Below are 14,400 nucleotides of genomic sequence, written 5' to 3' on the forward strand. Positions count from 1 at the left end.
AGATCGACGCCGGTGAGCATTTCCGTGACCGGATGCTCGACCTGAATACGCGTATTCATCTCCATGAAGAAGAACGACCCGTCCTCGTCGAGGAGCATTTCCACCGTGCCGGCGCCGATGTAGTTGATCGCCTTCGCGCCATGCACCGCCGCCTCACCCATCTTCTCGCGCAGTTCCGGCGTCATCACCGGGCACGGGGCCTCTTCGATCAGCTTCTGATGACGACGCTGCACCGAGCAATCGCGCTCCCCGAGGTGGATCACGTTGCCGTGCATGTCACCCATTATCTGGAATTCAACGTGGCGCGGACGTTCGAGGAACTTCTCGACGTACACATCGCCGTTGCCGAAGGCCGAAAGCGCTTCGGAGCGCGCCAGTTGGAAAGAGCGCAGGAAGTCATCGGGATCCCGGGCGACGCGCATGCCCTTGCCACCACCACCGGCCGCCGCCTTGATGATCACGGGAAAGCCGATCCCTCGGGCGAACTCCAGCGCCTCCTCCGGGTCATCCACCGGCCCCGGCGAACCAGGCACGATCGGCACTCCACACTCGGCCATTGCCCGACGGGCAGACGCTTTGTCGCCCATCACGCGGATCTGTTCCGGCGTGGGTCCGATGAACGCAATCCCCGACGCGCGGCAGGTTTCGGCGAACTCCGCGTTCTCCGCGAGAAAGCCGTAACCAGGATGGATCGCGTCGGCGCCGGTAATTTCGGCAGCCGCGATCAGTCGCGGGATCTTGAGGTAGGAATCGCGACCCGGTGCGGGCCCGATACAGACGTCATCGTCGGCGAAGCGAACGTGCAATGACTCGCGGTCAGCCTCGGAGTACACGGCGACCGTCTGGATATCGAGTTCACGGCAAGCACGAATGACGCGGAGAGCGATCTCACCGCGATTGGCGATCAGGACCTTTTTGAACATGCCGTATGGTGGCAGGGCCAAAGCCCTGCCGCCAGTCCCGCCGCCACCAATCAGGTGGCCGCGCTACCCTGCCGGAAACCGTCCCAGTTGGTATCGCTGGTACCGTCGACCCCCTGAATGCGGAGCGCGAACTCTGCCGGGTTGGTCGCATAGAAGAGTGCATTCTCGTAGGAAATCACGCCACGCGAGTACCAGTTCATCAGCGACTGGTCGAAGCTCTGCATGCCGTACGCCATGCTTCCCTCCTTGATCAGGTCGGGGATGTTCAGTGTGGCCGAAAGGTCGCGAATCTGGTCGCGGACCGCCTCGGTGTTCACCAGCACTTCACACGCAGGCACACGACCCGGGCGATCGGCCCGCGGCACCAGGCGGAGCGAGATGACCGACGACAGCGCGTTCGCGAGCGCGAAGCGGACTTCGTTCTGCTGGTGCGGCGGATAGAACGACAGGATGCGATTGATCGTGAGCGTCGCATCGGTGGTGTGCAGGGTCGAGAACACGAGGTGGCCGGTGCCGGCGGCCTTGAGCGCGACATCGAGCGTCTCGAGATCGCGGATTTCACCGATCATGATGACGTCGGGATCCTGACGCAGGACACGGCGCAACGCCTGCGAGAAGGACGCGGTGTCCGTGCCCACTTCACGCTGATTGATGTGGCTCTGCACGTCGCGGTGCACGAACTCGATCGGATCTTCGATCGTGATGATGTTCGCGCTGCGGCGCTCGTTGATGTGGTGCACCATCGCGGCCAGCGCCGTGCTCTTGCCTGAGCCGGTCACGCCCGTGACCAAGACCAATCCGCGCGGCTTGAGCGCCAACTGCTCGAGCACCGGGGGCAGGTTGAGATCACGAATCGATGCGGCGGCATGGGCGATCGCGCGCATCGCGAAGGCGACAGTGCCCTTCTGCTGGTACACGTTGACGCGGAAGCGTCCGATACCAGGGACGTTGATCGCGAAGTCCGACTCGCGCATTTCCACGAACTCGCGCAATTGCGCGGGAGGCAGCAGATGCTCGGCGAGCGACCGGAGTTCCTCCGGTCGCATCGGCGGCATGTCCAGCGGGACGAGGTCCGAGTGCAATCGCAGCGTGGGCGGCCGTCCGACTTTGAGGTGCAAGTCGGACGCACCCTCACGCACCATGCGCTGCAGTGCGGCCTTCAGATCAAGGCCCGAGCCAGGTGCCGTCGCCGTGACGGTTACTGGAGCGGCACCGGAGACCATCGTCATGTCATCGCGTCTCAGCCGGTCGAATCGAGGCGGTAGAGCACTTGTCCATACTCGACCGCATGCGTATCGGTGACGTTCACTTCGCGCACCACGCCGTCGAACTCGGACTCGAGCTCATTCATGATCTTCATCGCTTCGATGATGCACACAATCTGACCCTTGCTGATACGATCGCCGACGTTGACGTACGGCTTCGCACCGGGCTCGGGGGCAGAGTAATACGTGCCCACCATCGGCGACTTGATCTCGAGGAGTGCGACCTTTGGCGCCTCGGCCTTCGGCGCCGCAGTCACACTCTCTCCGGCAAGACGCTCCGAACCACCAGCGGGCAACACCGGGGCCACGGCAGCGGGAGCGGACATCTGGGGCACGACCGTCATCGCTGCTACGCGTTGTTGGGAGCTCTTCGAGATTCGGAGCTTCATCCCCTTGTCAGTGGAAATCTCGATGGAATCCACCGTGGAGCCGTCGAGCATCTCGATCAGCTTCTTCACATAGCGCAGGTCGATCATGGCGGGGAAGTCGAAGGGGATCATCGGCGCGGAGAGCGCCGAGCGTACAGAAATCAGGAGAGTTCGTGCAGCGCACGAGGGAATCCGGTCAGGACCCTCGGACCTGCGTCTGACAAGAACACGTCATCCTCGATTCTCACCCCACCCCAGCCAGCGCGATAGATCCCGGGCTCGATCGTGACCACCGTTCCGGCAGCGAGGGGAGACTCGACGATGCGGGCCAAGCGAGGCGCTTCGTGCACTTCCAGCCCGATTCCATGACCGAGCGAATGTCCAAAAGCCTCACCAAATCCGCGAGCGTCAATGTAGTCTCTCGCGATTGCATCTGCAGCCATCCCCGTCATTCCGACCCGAAGCGCGCCCGAAGCGCGCGAATTCGCCTGTTGAACGATGTCGTAGACCTCCCGCTGCTCGCCGGACGCGCGCCCGAGCACGAACGTGCGCGTAATATCGGAGCAGTAGCCCGCCGCCACGGCGCCGAAGTCGAGTAAGACGAAATCGCCCGTTTCGAGCACCCGATCACTGGCACGGGCATGCGGAAGCGCCGAACGCGGGCCTGACGCCACGATTGTGGCAAACGGAAACTCCTCACTTCCGGCGTCGCGCAGGTGACGCTCGAGAATCCCCGCTACCGCCGTTTCCGTGAGCCCGGCCCGCAACATCGGCACCGTATGGCGCAACGCGGTTTCCGCCATCGCGACGGCGCGCTCGATGTGCGCCAGTTCGCCCGCGTCCTTCACCACTCGGAGCGTCTCCACCAGATCGGTGGTCGGTCGCCAGGACCATCGCGCGCCCTGCGCCAAAAGGCGCGCAAAATCCCGATGGAGCAGGTGCATGGATTCGAAGCCGATCCGCTCTACGCCGTTCAACGCGGCAAGCTGGGCCCACAGACCGGTCCAGAGACTCGTGCTCTCGATTCGCACGCTCGCGGACGCACCGAGCTCCTCCTGCACCTGCGTGGCGTACCGGAAGTCGGTCAGCAGAACGCACTCCTTGGCGGTGACCACCAGCAGCGCATTGCTACCCGAGAATCCCGTGAGATAGCGAACGTTCGGCAGCGATGAGACCAGCAGGGCGTCGAGATTAGCCCGGGCCAGTGCGTCGCGCAGCGCAGACAGGCGCGCGGGCCGGGTGTCGCTCACCTGCGAACCGGCCGCCCCGCTCACAAGCGACGGCGCAATGTGGCGACCAGTCCGCGCAAGGCGAACTCGTAACCGTCCGCACCAAGGCCTGTGACGGAACCGATCGCGGCGCTGGCGAGCATGCTGTGGTGCCGCTCCTTTTCGCGCGCGTGCACATTCGAGAGGTGGATCTCCACGAACGGAATCGATGTAGCCGTAAACGCATCGCGCAGCGCGAGGCTGGTGTGGGTATAGGCACCGGCATTCACCACCACTCCCTGCACGACGCCGCGCCACGTGTGCAGAATATCGATCATCGTGCCCTCGACATTCGAGTGCGCCGTCTGCAGCTCGACGCCCAGTTCGGCGGCGACGCGCGTGAGGCCGGCGTTGATGTCGTCGAGCGTGGCAGAGCCGTAGATCTCTGGCTCACGCGTGCCCAACAAGTTGAGATTCGGTCCGTTCAGAATCCCGATGATCACGTACTGCCGAGTCCTTTGAGCCAAGCGGAAAACTGCGCGAGATCGTCGCTCACCGTGGGCGGCATGATATCACGAGCCGGTTCAGACGCCGGCGTGGGAGTGGGCGAACGCACCGGCGTGTGCTGTGGCGACGCGGCGGTGGCAGGATCAGGAAAGAACCGATCAAAGGAAAAAGGTCCGCCCGCCGCGTCAAATACCGCCGCCGTGGCAAGGGGCGTCGCCGCGCGTATCGGTGTTGGTGCGCGCGGCGTACCGTCGAACATGGCTTCTTCGAAGGGGAGCTCGCCACCGAGATGCGTGGTCTGATCGATCGGCGCGAACGCATCAGCCAGCGCGCGCGCCGCAAGATCATCGGGCATCGGTGCGTCATCGCCGAACAACGATGCCAGACCATCGGTCGGTGTTTCCACAGCCACCGAGGCGCGCGGCGGAGTCCGTCGCGGCACACGTCGTGCGGCGAGCCGCGCGAATCTCTCGCGCGCGCTGACGCGTTCCGCCGGTGCCTCGGCAGCGGCCTGAGCAGATGCCGAGACCTCGAAAACCGGCGATGAAAGCGGCGTGACCGACAAGGGCGTCGCAAACCGCGGCATCACGCGTGTCACAAATGCCGGGGTAGCGAACGCCCGAGTCGGGACCGCCGGGGCGGAGGACACCGCCTCAGCGGCGAGGCGCTCCTGCAATTCGGCCAAGCGCGAGCTGAGCACCGGATCGTAGGGACGGCGACGCACCAGTTCGTCGTACACCGACACCGCTCGAGCCGTGAATCCTTGCGAGACGAGAAGTTCCCCCATCGTCTCCGTCACGAAGGCGGGATTGTATTCCTCAGGCATCACGTCAGCGAAGCTCGCTTCAGCGGGCGAGGACGCGAGCTCCACGACGTCAGCGCCGGAAGTGCCGTCCACAAGGAACGCCGTGTCGTCCGGCTCGACCTCCGCCACCATAACCGTATCGGCCTCGATTTCGGCCTCGATTTCGACATCGTGCGCAGGGGCCGGGACGAGCCACGGAAGCTCCTCCTCGACCAATGATGACTGCATGGGCGCGGAGGCAACCACCCACTCCGGCTCCGCGGCGTCGATCTCGTCGATCTCGTCGACCAACTCGACCTCGGCTTCGGCTTGAACATCCGCCGCCGCTTCAACGTCATCTTCCGTCTCCCGCTCCGCCTGCCTCTCGACTGCGAAACCGTACTCGGGCTCCGCGTCTCGCCTGGCCGCGATCTCAGTCGAATGCGCTTCCCTCTGACCGAACTGCGGTTCGACGTCGACGATCCCCTCGTCCGCGCCGAGCGAGGGCGCCGGGAGCGGATCACCCGGTTCAACGCCGAAGGCAGCAATAGCATCCGGTGTTATCGGTCCAACGAACGGCGGCGTCACGCTGCGCGGCGGCGTTCTGCGCACCTCCAGCGCCGACGTGTCCGGCCACTCCGGCGCGATGAGCCCTTCCTCGAACGGCTCGTCGTCGGTCGGCGATTCGTTGAAGCCGAACGGATCATCAGCCGCCGCGTCGATTGAATGTTCACCGATCTCGGCGTCGGACTCGATTCCGGCCGCTTCGATGGCGTCGAGGTCGAGAAGATCCGGCTCGAGAGCTCCTCGGGCCACGGCTGCTGGGGCGTGTGTCGCCACGAGCTCGATAGGCTGCGGCTCGGACTCGCGCAGTCGCGCATTGATCTCATCGAAGTCGACGGCGCGCAACGCGGCATCAGGCGTCGGGATGGCGCCAAATCCGATCGGAGCCATGGAGAACGCGGGCGTGAAGGACGGTGGTGCGAAAGGCGTAGGCGCCACCGCCTCGGCCTCCGTCACGACCCGCCCGGCGTACGCCGGCGTGACCAGCGTCGCCAACTGGGCGGCGATGTCATCGTTGCGCGGGTCCGCCTCGAGCACTCGTTCGTACCAACGGCGTGCGCCGGCGGTGTCTCCCTCCCACTTGGCGATGTCGCCCAGGTGGCGGAGGGCCTTCAGATTTTCCGGGTCGAGGGCAAGCGCTTGCTCGAACACTATGCGCGCTTCAGATAGATCGCCCGATTCGTACAGTGCCTGACCAAACACGATGTACCCGCTCATGTGCTCGGGCTGCTTGGGCAGGAACTCGCGGCAGAGAGCAATAGCCTCCGACAGATTCCCTGCTTTCCGCAGCTCGTTCGCCAAGGGGGCGAAGTAGCGACGCGGGCTTTCCTCGAACTTTTTCCGGAGTTCGTCGATCCGGGCAGCAGTGCTCATCCGTCCAGTGCCCTCATGGTGATGTTTCCCGGTCCGATGCGAAGTGCCCGTTCCGAACGTGTGACGAGCCCCCAGCAACAACTTATTAGGGGTGGCCGTTCCGGGAAGTCATTCGTGGTGAAGTGGTGTATCGTCTCCTCTCGTCTTGCTATTCGCGACGCGCGGCGGCTAGCTTTAAGCTCTCTGCGGCATACGCCTCTCCGATGGAGGTGCGTGTGCCTTTCTGTTTGCTCAGCTTTTCCGCCCCAAGGAGTCTCGCCCCGTGCTGCAATCGATGCGGAGCGCCGCGAAATACATCTGGATCGTGCTGATCGCGGCATTCGTCGGCAGTTTCCTTTTGTATGAGACATCAGGTCTCGCAGGCCGCTCGCCCGTGACGACCTCGACCGCCATTGCGACGGTGAACGGCGAAGACATTCTGCTGACGTCCTGGCAGAATGCCGTGAATTCCCTCGAGCAGCAGCAGCAACAGCAGCTCGGTCGCGGGCTCACGCTCGACGAGCGGAAGACGCTCGAAGACCGTGCGTACGACGAACTGGTCACGGATCTGCTGCTCCAACAGGAATACAAGCGTCGCGGCATCACGGTTACTGACGACGAAATCCTCGAAGCGGCACGACTCGCCCCGCCGCCGCAGGCCATGCAGTCGCCGGACTTGCAAACCGACGGCCGTTTTGACCTCTCGAAGTACCAGCGCCTCCTCGCTAGCCCGATGGCGCGGCAGTCCGGAATGCTGGCCGGTCTCGAAGTGTACTACCGCAATGAGATCCCGAAGCAGAAGCTCTTCGACCAGATTGCGTCCGACGCGTACGTCTCCGACGAGCGCCTCTGGCAGATCTATCGCGACCGTCACGACAGTACTCAGGTCAGTTTCGTGATCGTCGGCCAGAATGCCCTCACGGATACGGCCGTCACTGTCACAGACGCTGAGATCTCACAATTTTTCGACCGGAACAAGAAGCGGTTCACCCGTCCGGGCCGTGCCGTCGTCTCCTTGCTCACCGTGCCACGTACGGTCACTGCGACCGACTCGGCCGACGCCAAGGCGCGCATCACGAAGGTGCGCGCCGAGATCGTGGCCGGCGCCAAGTTTGAAGACGTCGCGAAGCGCGAATCGACTGATAGTAGCTCCGGCGCGAACGGCGGTTCGCTCGGGAAGGGTGGCCGTGGACGCTTCACGCCGAATTTGGAGACGGCGATGTATGGCTTGGCGACAGGCGAGTTGTCGCAGCCCGTGTTGACGCCGGTCGGCTGGCACCTGATCCGCGTCGATTCGAAGTCCGGTGATACGCTCGACGTTCGCCATATCCTCGTGTCGATCGGGCAAAGTGATTCCAGCGCGACGCGCACCGATCGTCGTGCCGACTCGCTGGCCAGCAAGGCCGGAAGCCAAGAAGATCCGAAGGCGTTCGACGCGGCCGCCAAGACGCTTGGTCTCTCGCCAGCTTCGGTCGTCGTGTTCGAGAAGGAGCCGCTGTCATACGCTGGCCGCTACGTGCCGAGTGTGAGCGCGTGGGCGTTCTCCGGCGTGCGGGCTGGTGAAACCAGCGATCTTTTCGATTCGCCGGAGGCCTATTATCTGGCGCGTGTCGACTCCCTGACGACGGGCGGACCGCAGCCGTTGTCTGAAGTGAAGGAGGACGTTCGTCGTCGTCTCGCCAAGGACAAGCGTATCGAGAAGTTGCGTCCGATCGCCGAGCAGATCGCCTCAGCAGCGCGGACGTCGACGCTGGAGGCAGTGGCGACACAGCGCAGCCTTCAGGTTGAGCAGTCGGCAGCGTTCGCGCGTGTCGACGCGGTGCCGCGTTTGGGTCAGTTTGAGCCAGCGATCGGTGCCTCGTTCACCGTGCCGGTCGGTCAGATCGGTGGTCCCTTCAAGGCAGTCGATGGCCTGGTCGTCCTGCGAGTGGACAGCCGCACCGATGCGAGTCGTCCGGCATTCGAAGCCGACAAGACGACGCAGCGCCAGCAGCTCTTGCAGTCGCTGCGTCAGCAGCGCGTCGACGAGTTCTTGACGAACCTGCGCGAGAGCGTCACGGTCGTCGACAAGCGTCCGACCGTGATGTCAGCGCTGCGTCGCCAGTCCGGCGTCTGATCGACGGCGCCGCCCACACGAAGCCCCCGCGATGACAAGCATCGCGGGGGCTTCGTGTACGATCGAGAGAGCAACCAGTCAATTCAGCAATCGCTTCGGCTCGGGATGCTCTGCTTCAGCCGTGGTCTGTTCCGCCGCTCCGCCACCGACGCGATCATTGCGCGGGGCCGGCTCGGTGATCTGACGCTGGGCATCACTCAAATTGCGCTTGAACTCGTTGATCCCCTTGCCGAACGACCCTGCGATCTCCGGAATGCGCTTCGCTCCGAAGAGGAGAAGCACAATCACGAGAATGATCATGATCTCCATGAAACCGAAATTCTGTAAGCCCATAGGACACTCCTAGAAGAGGGACCGCGCGATCAGGTAGGCGATCAAAACTCCCAGGAGGCTCAAGAGCGAGACATCCAGGGCGACAGGTCCAACAGCGAACTTTAATATAACCAAATCGATCGGAAGCGGCCCGATGGCGGGCGTGACGCCGGTCGTCAGGAACTCCTTCACGGCGCCAGCAGGCAGAAAGCGCCTCGCGACCTGAGTGAGCAGCCCTCCGGCGACGAAGCCGGAGGCGAGTACCAGGACATGGAACACCGGACGGTGCCTGGATGGTCCACGGGCCATCACCAGCGCCGCTCCACAACGTACGCGATGGCGTCCGCCAGTGCTGTCCGGGCGGTGCCGTCGGGCAGATCCGCCAACGCGTCCTCCGCTTCACGCGAGAATTGATCGGCCCGGCGGCGGGCATACTCCAGTCCGCCATAGTCGCGAACGATCTCGACGACCTCGGCGATCGCTTCGTCCTCTGGATCAGTGGCCGCGAACAGCGCCTCGACGCGCGTACGGGCCGTCGAGGGCATCTCCCGCAGTGCCGCGATCAGCGGGAGCGTCACCTTGTGCTCTTTGAGGTCCAGTCCGCTTGGCTTGCCGGTCATCTCCTGCCCTTCGGTATAGTCGAGCAGGTCGTCGGCGACCTGAAAGGCCATGCCAAGTCGCTCGCCAAATCGCGCGAGAGATTCACGATGGCGTGGCGCGCCGCAGAGCGCACCGACTTCACAGGATGCCCGGAAGAGCGATCCGGTTTTTGCGCGGATCAGTGTTTCGTAGTCCCGCTCGGTGAACGCCAGCGCATCGTATGCCGCGAGCTGACGAATCTCGCCCAGCGTCATTTCATTGGACGCGTGCGTGACCGCCTTCATTGCTTCGAGATCACCGAGCGTCACGAGTTCGCGGAGCGCCCGGAGATAGAGATAGTCGCCCATGATCACCGAGACTTGGTGACTGAACAACGCGTTCACCGTGGGCATGCCGCGGCGCAACACCGAGTGATCGACGGCTTCATCGTGCACGAGCGTGGCGAGGTGAATGAGCTCGATGATGGCGGCGAAGGTGATCGCGCGAGCCGGTGGCTCATGCTGGACACTACTGGACAGCAGTAGCAGTGTGGGTCGGAAGAGTTTTCCCTTCATCCCCATCAGATGCTGCTGCACCTCGCTGACGAGTGGCACATCCGCCGAAACGATGCGCCACAGTTCCTGCGACACCTTGGGCAATTCGTCCTGCACGGGCGCCTGAATGTCGCGCAGGGCCGCCGCCAACGCCGTCGGCGTCCGCGTCCGCGTGGAAAGCGTCATCGCGCTACCTGGTCGAGCGCCGCCAATCTGGCGGCAGCGTCACGGAAATGGATGTCAGTCGCATAGACGCGCTGATAATAACTACGAGCCTCGTCCCAGCGCTGCAGGGCTTCGCATGAATATGCGAGAAGATAGAGGACGCCCACTCGTTGCTCGTCATCCAACCCCGGCTCGTGCAGGGCCCGAGACAGTACCGTTGCCGCTACCTGGTACCGTCCCTGCTCCACGAAACATTGCCCCAAGGCCTCGTAGGCGGGAAGACGGTGCGACCGGCCCCTGAGCGCCTTCTGGAACTCCTCAATGGCGTCATCGAGAAGGCCCATTTCCTTGTAGGCGACGCCGAGATCGTAATGGCTCTCATGGTCGTCCTCACCGAGTGAACGCGCGACCCCCTCCTTGAAGTGCCTGAGGAGGGCATCAAAATCCGCTTGTTCGTCGCCGCTGATGGCCGGCTCCCGCATCCGCATCCGGGTCGAGGCGGGGGCGTCGTCATCGCGAAGCCAATCCGCGAGGTCGACGAAGTTGGCATCGCTTCCCGGCCTGGGGGGCGGTGGCGGCGCGGCGCTACCCAGTGCGGCGCGTGCGCGATCATCGTACGGGTCGATCTCGAGAACGCGGGCGTAGACGGCGCGGGCGCGGTTTTCCTCTCCGAGAAGCACCAACGCGTCGGCCAAGTCGAGATACGCGACGCGGAGGCGTCCCTGATCCTGAATGCGAACCGACAGTTCGACGCGCTTCTGGTGGAAGGCCACGCGTTCGGGCGCCACCTGCACCAGCGTATCGGCAATGTCGGCGCCGGAGTGCAGATCCCCTTGGGCGATGAGGCCTTGCTGTGCTGCCTCGAGTTCGGCGAGTCCCGCATCGCGCTCTCCTGCCTCGAACAGCGCTTCGGCCAAGCGGCGACGCAGTAACCAGTCTTGCGGCAGCTTGGCGACGGCTGACCGCAGCGCATCGCGGCGAGAGGTGGCCACGAGCGTGGCTTCAGCCGCCACCGCAGCGATCGGCAATGACGGCGTGACCATGACGGGCCGGACGTCTTCGCCAGTCGCTTCGTCGAGCCATCCCTTGTTACTCGACGGGTCCTCAGCCGACGATGTCGGCGTGGCATCGGATGCCCAGCTCGTCACTACGTCGCCGGCCGAAGCCGCCATGCGGTCGGCGCCAGCCGCATCGGAGGAGCCGACGACTCGCGAGTCCGTATCCATCCCGGCGGCCACGTGGTCCCGCTCGAGGACGTCGAGACCGGCCTCCACGAGTTCGTCATCGAGCAGCAGTGGAGGCAGTTCCCCAGGCAGGATGAAATCGTGCGAATCGATCCGGAACGGCGCACGCTGCACGGCAGCCGACTCCTCGACGACGAGCATCGGCGCCTCTTCCATCACTTCGAAAGCGTCATCGCTGACCACCGCTTCGGCCTCCGCTTCGGCCTCCGCTTCGGCCTCCGCTTCGGCCTCCGCTTCGGCCTCCGCTTCAGCAACCAGCTGGGCTCCGGCAGCGATCGCAGAATCGAGCTCCGGCACCAGAGTGAAGTCGATCGACTCGACCTCATCCACGCGCATCAGGAGATCCGGAACGTCCTCGGTCTCAATCCAATCCATCGCTGGCGACGGCATCAGCGTCTCGGTGTGGATGATGCCTGCCACACCAGGGTCATCGGTCGCGTGTGCGAAATCCTCCGAAACGACCTCGTCCAAGTGATGATACGGGTGGGGGCTCGCCGCCTGTTCAGCGGTGGGCTCGAAGTCGTGCTCCTCACGCACCCCGGCGATCGCTTGCTCGTCGCGAAGCCAGGTCACATCCCGCGGATGCACGGTAGCGTCAACCACGTCTTCCGGCGACTCCGACACGTCGACGGTCAGCCCTTCAAGTTGAGCCGTCCCCACATCTGCGAAGTCGTCCGACGGTTCCAGTCCGGCGACGCGTTCCAGGATCGGTTCCTCGACCAGAATGTTCTCGGTCGCGACCCCCGGATCGGCGTGCGGAACACGGATCGGTTCCGGGGTCCGCGCCACCGGCTCGTCAGTCGTGATCGCCGGATCGAAGATGAGAATGGCCTCGAGCGCCGGACCGACCGACGCCTCAGCCTCCGCCTCGACCATCGGGTCTGGTGTTGGCGTCGGCGCCGCTGGCGGCTCATCGACGGTGAACGTCGGCACGATGGCCAGCGGTGGCGGCGTCGGCATGCGCGTCGAGCGCGCCGGCGTGCGACGCGACACAGGCGCCCCGTAGTCCACCTCGAGGAAGATCAGATCCTGCGCCTTGTCTCGGCCCGCCGACGGCGCGTTTTCGTCGTTGAGCGCCAGCGAGGCGCTCGACGGTGTACGACGGCGTGGGAGCACGATCCCGGCCCGATCGGCATGCTCGTCCACGAGGCGCCGAACTTCGGTGAGCTCGGGCATCAAATCGGCGACTTCGGCGAGCGCGCGCATGCCCTCGTCCACGCGCCCTTCCTGCTGCATGCGGGTCGCGTACTCGAGGAAATTCCGAGTAGCGTCACCCCGCAACCCTTTCCGTGCGCAGATCCGTCCCAGCGTGAAGTACACGTTGGCGCGGCCCGGCGCGTTGCGCAGGATCTTGTTGCAGAGCGCGATGGCGTTGTTGAACAGGCCGGTGTTCGCGTAATGCTCGACGGCCCGCTCGTAGTACGTGATCGCGTCGGGGACGCGCCCCTGACGCAGCGCGAGGTCGCCGACCTTGTTCAGCAGCGCGACATCGACGTCCTCGCCTGCCAACTCGCTCTCTTCGATCGCTCTCACGTACGAGGCGATCGCGCGATCAATTTGCCTCAGCTGCTCAAACTCAGCCGCCTTCTTCCGGTGCTTCGCGGCGTTAGACATGCGTTCGAGAATGACTCCGAGTAGCTGGACGAACGACCCGTTGACGGGCTCGCGTGGGGGGCAAAATCACGTCGGGGTGGAAGCTGCGGAAGCTAGGGTTCACACGGACACGTGACAAGCACGCCCGCCAGCCCACGCCACCCGACAAAGACGCTCGCCAAACCAGTAAGGCAACGCCCGGAAATCGTCGGCGGTGTGCACCGCAACATCGGCGCGGAATCCTTCCCGCAATTGGCCGGTGATTCCGGCCAGTCCCAGCGCGGCCGCGCCGTTGACGGTGCCGGCGATCCAGGCCTCGGACGCCGACAGGCGCAGCTGACTGACCGCCAACGTGAGCACCAGCGGAAACGACTGCAGCGGCGACGTCCCTGGGTTCAGGTCCGTCGCGATTGCGATCGCGGCGCCGGCCTCGATCAGCGCCCGGGCCGGCGCTTGCCGCCCGGTCCCGAGAAAAAGCATGGTCGCCGGCAGCAGAGTGGCCACCGTGGACGACGCGGCCAGTGCTGCGATCCCCGCGGGAGAGACGGCCGCCAGGTGATCGGCACTGGTCGCCCCGAGCTCCACGGCCAATACCGCCGCCCCGCCGTCGTGCAGCTCGTCGGCGTGCAGCTTCGGGAGCATGCCGTGCTCGCGGGCCGCCTCGAGCAGGCGTCGTGTCTCAGGCACCGTGAAGACGCCCAGCTCACAAAATACGTCGGCGAAGCGCGCCAATTGCTCCGCAGCCACGGCCGGGTAGAGCTCGTACGTGAGGCAGTCGATCCAGGCCGCGCGTCCATCGTGACGTTCGCGGTATTCCAGTGGCACTTCGTGCGCGCCGAGGCAGGTGGCCATGATGTTGAGCGGGCCGGCCGCGGCGAGACGCGCGACGACGCGCAGTGTCCGTAGTTCGTCGTGTACGGTGAGACCGTACCCTGATTTGATCTCGACGGTGGTCACGCCACCAGCGGCAAGCATCTGCAGTCTCGGCACCGCCAGCGAAAACAGTTCGTCGTCGCTCCGCGACCGCAGATCCCGCACGGACGCATGAATGCCGCCGCCACGTGCGGCGATCTCGAGATAGGGGACGCCGGTGGCGCGAAGTTCGTGCTCCTCGTAGCGCGCGCGCCCGAACACCGCATGCGTATGCGAATCCACGAAACCGGGGGCAAGCACTCCCCGATCGCAGTCGATCTCCGCAGCGTTCGGATACCGACGGCGCAACGCCCCATCGTCGTCCACCGCCACAATGCGATCGCCCTGCACCGCGACGCCGGCTCCGAACTGCACGCCCGCATCCTGCATCTCCGCGCCGCGTCGCGCGCGCGCCGGACCGGCACAGGTCACGGTCTGTGCGGCATTCACGAAC

General features: G+C 64.7%; 12 protein-coding genes. 1 reads left to right on the plus strand and 11 read right to left on the minus strand.

Annotation, left to right across the window (positions count from 1 at the left end; genetic code table 11):
* From ACESNG_RS06980 to ACESNG_RS07005, 6 genes are all read right to left on the minus strand, one after another.
* Positions 1 to 923, minus strand: a 923-nt coding sequence (locus ACESNG_RS06980; RefSeq protein WP_373068346.1) for an acetyl/propionyl/methylcrotonyl-CoA carboxylase subunit alpha, incomplete at its 3' end; no start/stop codon positions are given.
* Positions 924 to 973: 50 nt separating this feature from the next.
* Entirely contained in the window at positions 974 to 2,152 is a 1,179-nt protein-coding gene (locus tag ACESNG_RS06985; RefSeq protein ID WP_373058330.1) for a type IV pilus twitching motility protein PilT, read from the minus strand.
* A gap of 11 nt (positions 2,153 to 2,163) precedes the next feature.
* Positions 2,164 to 2,664, minus strand: coding sequence for an acetyl-CoA carboxylase biotin carboxyl carrier protein (gene accB / locus ACESNG_RS06990; protein ID WP_373058328.1), 501 nt, complete (start codon positions 2,662 to 2,664; stop codon positions 2,164 to 2,166).
* Positions 2,665 to 2,717: 53 nt separating this feature from the next.
* The gene (locus ACESNG_RS06995) at positions 2,718 to 3,806 is read right to left on the minus strand and encodes a M24 family metallopeptidase (RefSeq protein ID WP_373058326.1); all 1,089 of its coding nucleotides are present in this window, start codon (positions 3,804 to 3,806) and stop codon (positions 2,718 to 2,720) included.
* Positions 3,807 to 3,826: 20 nt separating this feature from the next.
* Positions 3,827 to 4,267 carry a type II 3-dehydroquinate dehydratase gene (aroQ, locus tag ACESNG_RS07000; protein WP_373058361.1) on the minus strand — a complete coding sequence of 147 codons (441 nt, stop codon included), beginning with the start codon at positions 4,265 to 4,267 and terminating at the stop codon, positions 3,827 to 3,829.
* A complete protein-coding gene (locus tag ACESNG_RS07005; RefSeq protein ID WP_373068348.1) occupies positions 4,264 to 6,492 on the minus strand; it encodes a tetratricopeptide repeat protein in 2,229 nt (742 codons plus the stop codon). Before ACESNG_RS07005 ends, aroQ begins: the two co-directional genes overlap by 4 nt.
* 262 nt (positions 6,493 to 6,754) lie before the next feature.
* Here ACESNG_RS07005 and ACESNG_RS07010 point away from each other — a divergent pair, with 262 nt between their 5' ends.
* The gene (locus ACESNG_RS07010) at positions 6,755 to 8,587 is read left to right on the plus strand and encodes a peptidyl-prolyl cis-trans isomerase (RefSeq protein ID WP_373068350.1); all 1,833 of its coding nucleotides are present in this window, start codon (positions 6,755 to 6,757) and stop codon (positions 8,585 to 8,587) included.
* Between the two features lie 78 nt (positions 8,588 to 8,665).
* On the opposite strand, the gene ACESNG_RS07015 is transcribed toward ACESNG_RS07010, so the two are convergent.
* The 5 genes from ACESNG_RS07015 to hutI all read right to left on the minus strand — a co-directional run.
* Positions 8,666 to 8,920, minus strand: coding sequence for a twin-arginine translocase TatA/TatE family subunit (locus ACESNG_RS07015; protein WP_373068352.1), 255 nt, complete (start codon positions 8,918 to 8,920; stop codon positions 8,666 to 8,668).
* Between the two features lie 9 nt (positions 8,921 to 8,929).
* Positions 8,930 to 9,178: a DUF4321 domain-containing protein gene (locus ACESNG_RS07020; RefSeq protein ID WP_373058318.1), complete on the minus strand. Its 249-nt coding sequence runs from the start codon at positions 9,176 to 9,178 to the stop codon at positions 8,930 to 8,932.
* A gap of 29 nt (positions 9,179 to 9,207) precedes the next feature.
* Positions 9,208 to 10,218 (minus strand): polyprenyl synthetase family protein, encoded by a 1,011-nt coding sequence (locus tag ACESNG_RS07025; RefSeq protein WP_373068354.1) that lies wholly within the window; start codon positions 10,216 to 10,218, stop codon positions 9,208 to 9,210.
* Positions 10,215 to 13,055: a tetratricopeptide repeat protein gene (locus ACESNG_RS07030; protein WP_373068356.1), complete on the minus strand. Its 2,841-nt coding sequence runs from the start codon at positions 13,053 to 13,055 to the stop codon at positions 10,215 to 10,217. The genes ACESNG_RS07025 and ACESNG_RS07030 overlap by 4 nt, the downstream gene beginning before the upstream one ends.
* Before the next feature lie 99 nt (positions 13,056 to 13,154).
* On the minus strand, positions 13,155 to 14,400 hold a 1,246-nt coding region (hutI, locus tag ACESNG_RS07035; protein WP_373068358.1), incomplete at its 5' end, for an imidazolonepropionase.

The organism is Gemmatimonas sp. (genome assembly GCF_041689975.1).
Taxonomy (GTDB): Bacteria; Gemmatimonadota; Gemmatimonadetes; order Gemmatimonadales; family Gemmatimonadaceae; genus Gemmatimonas.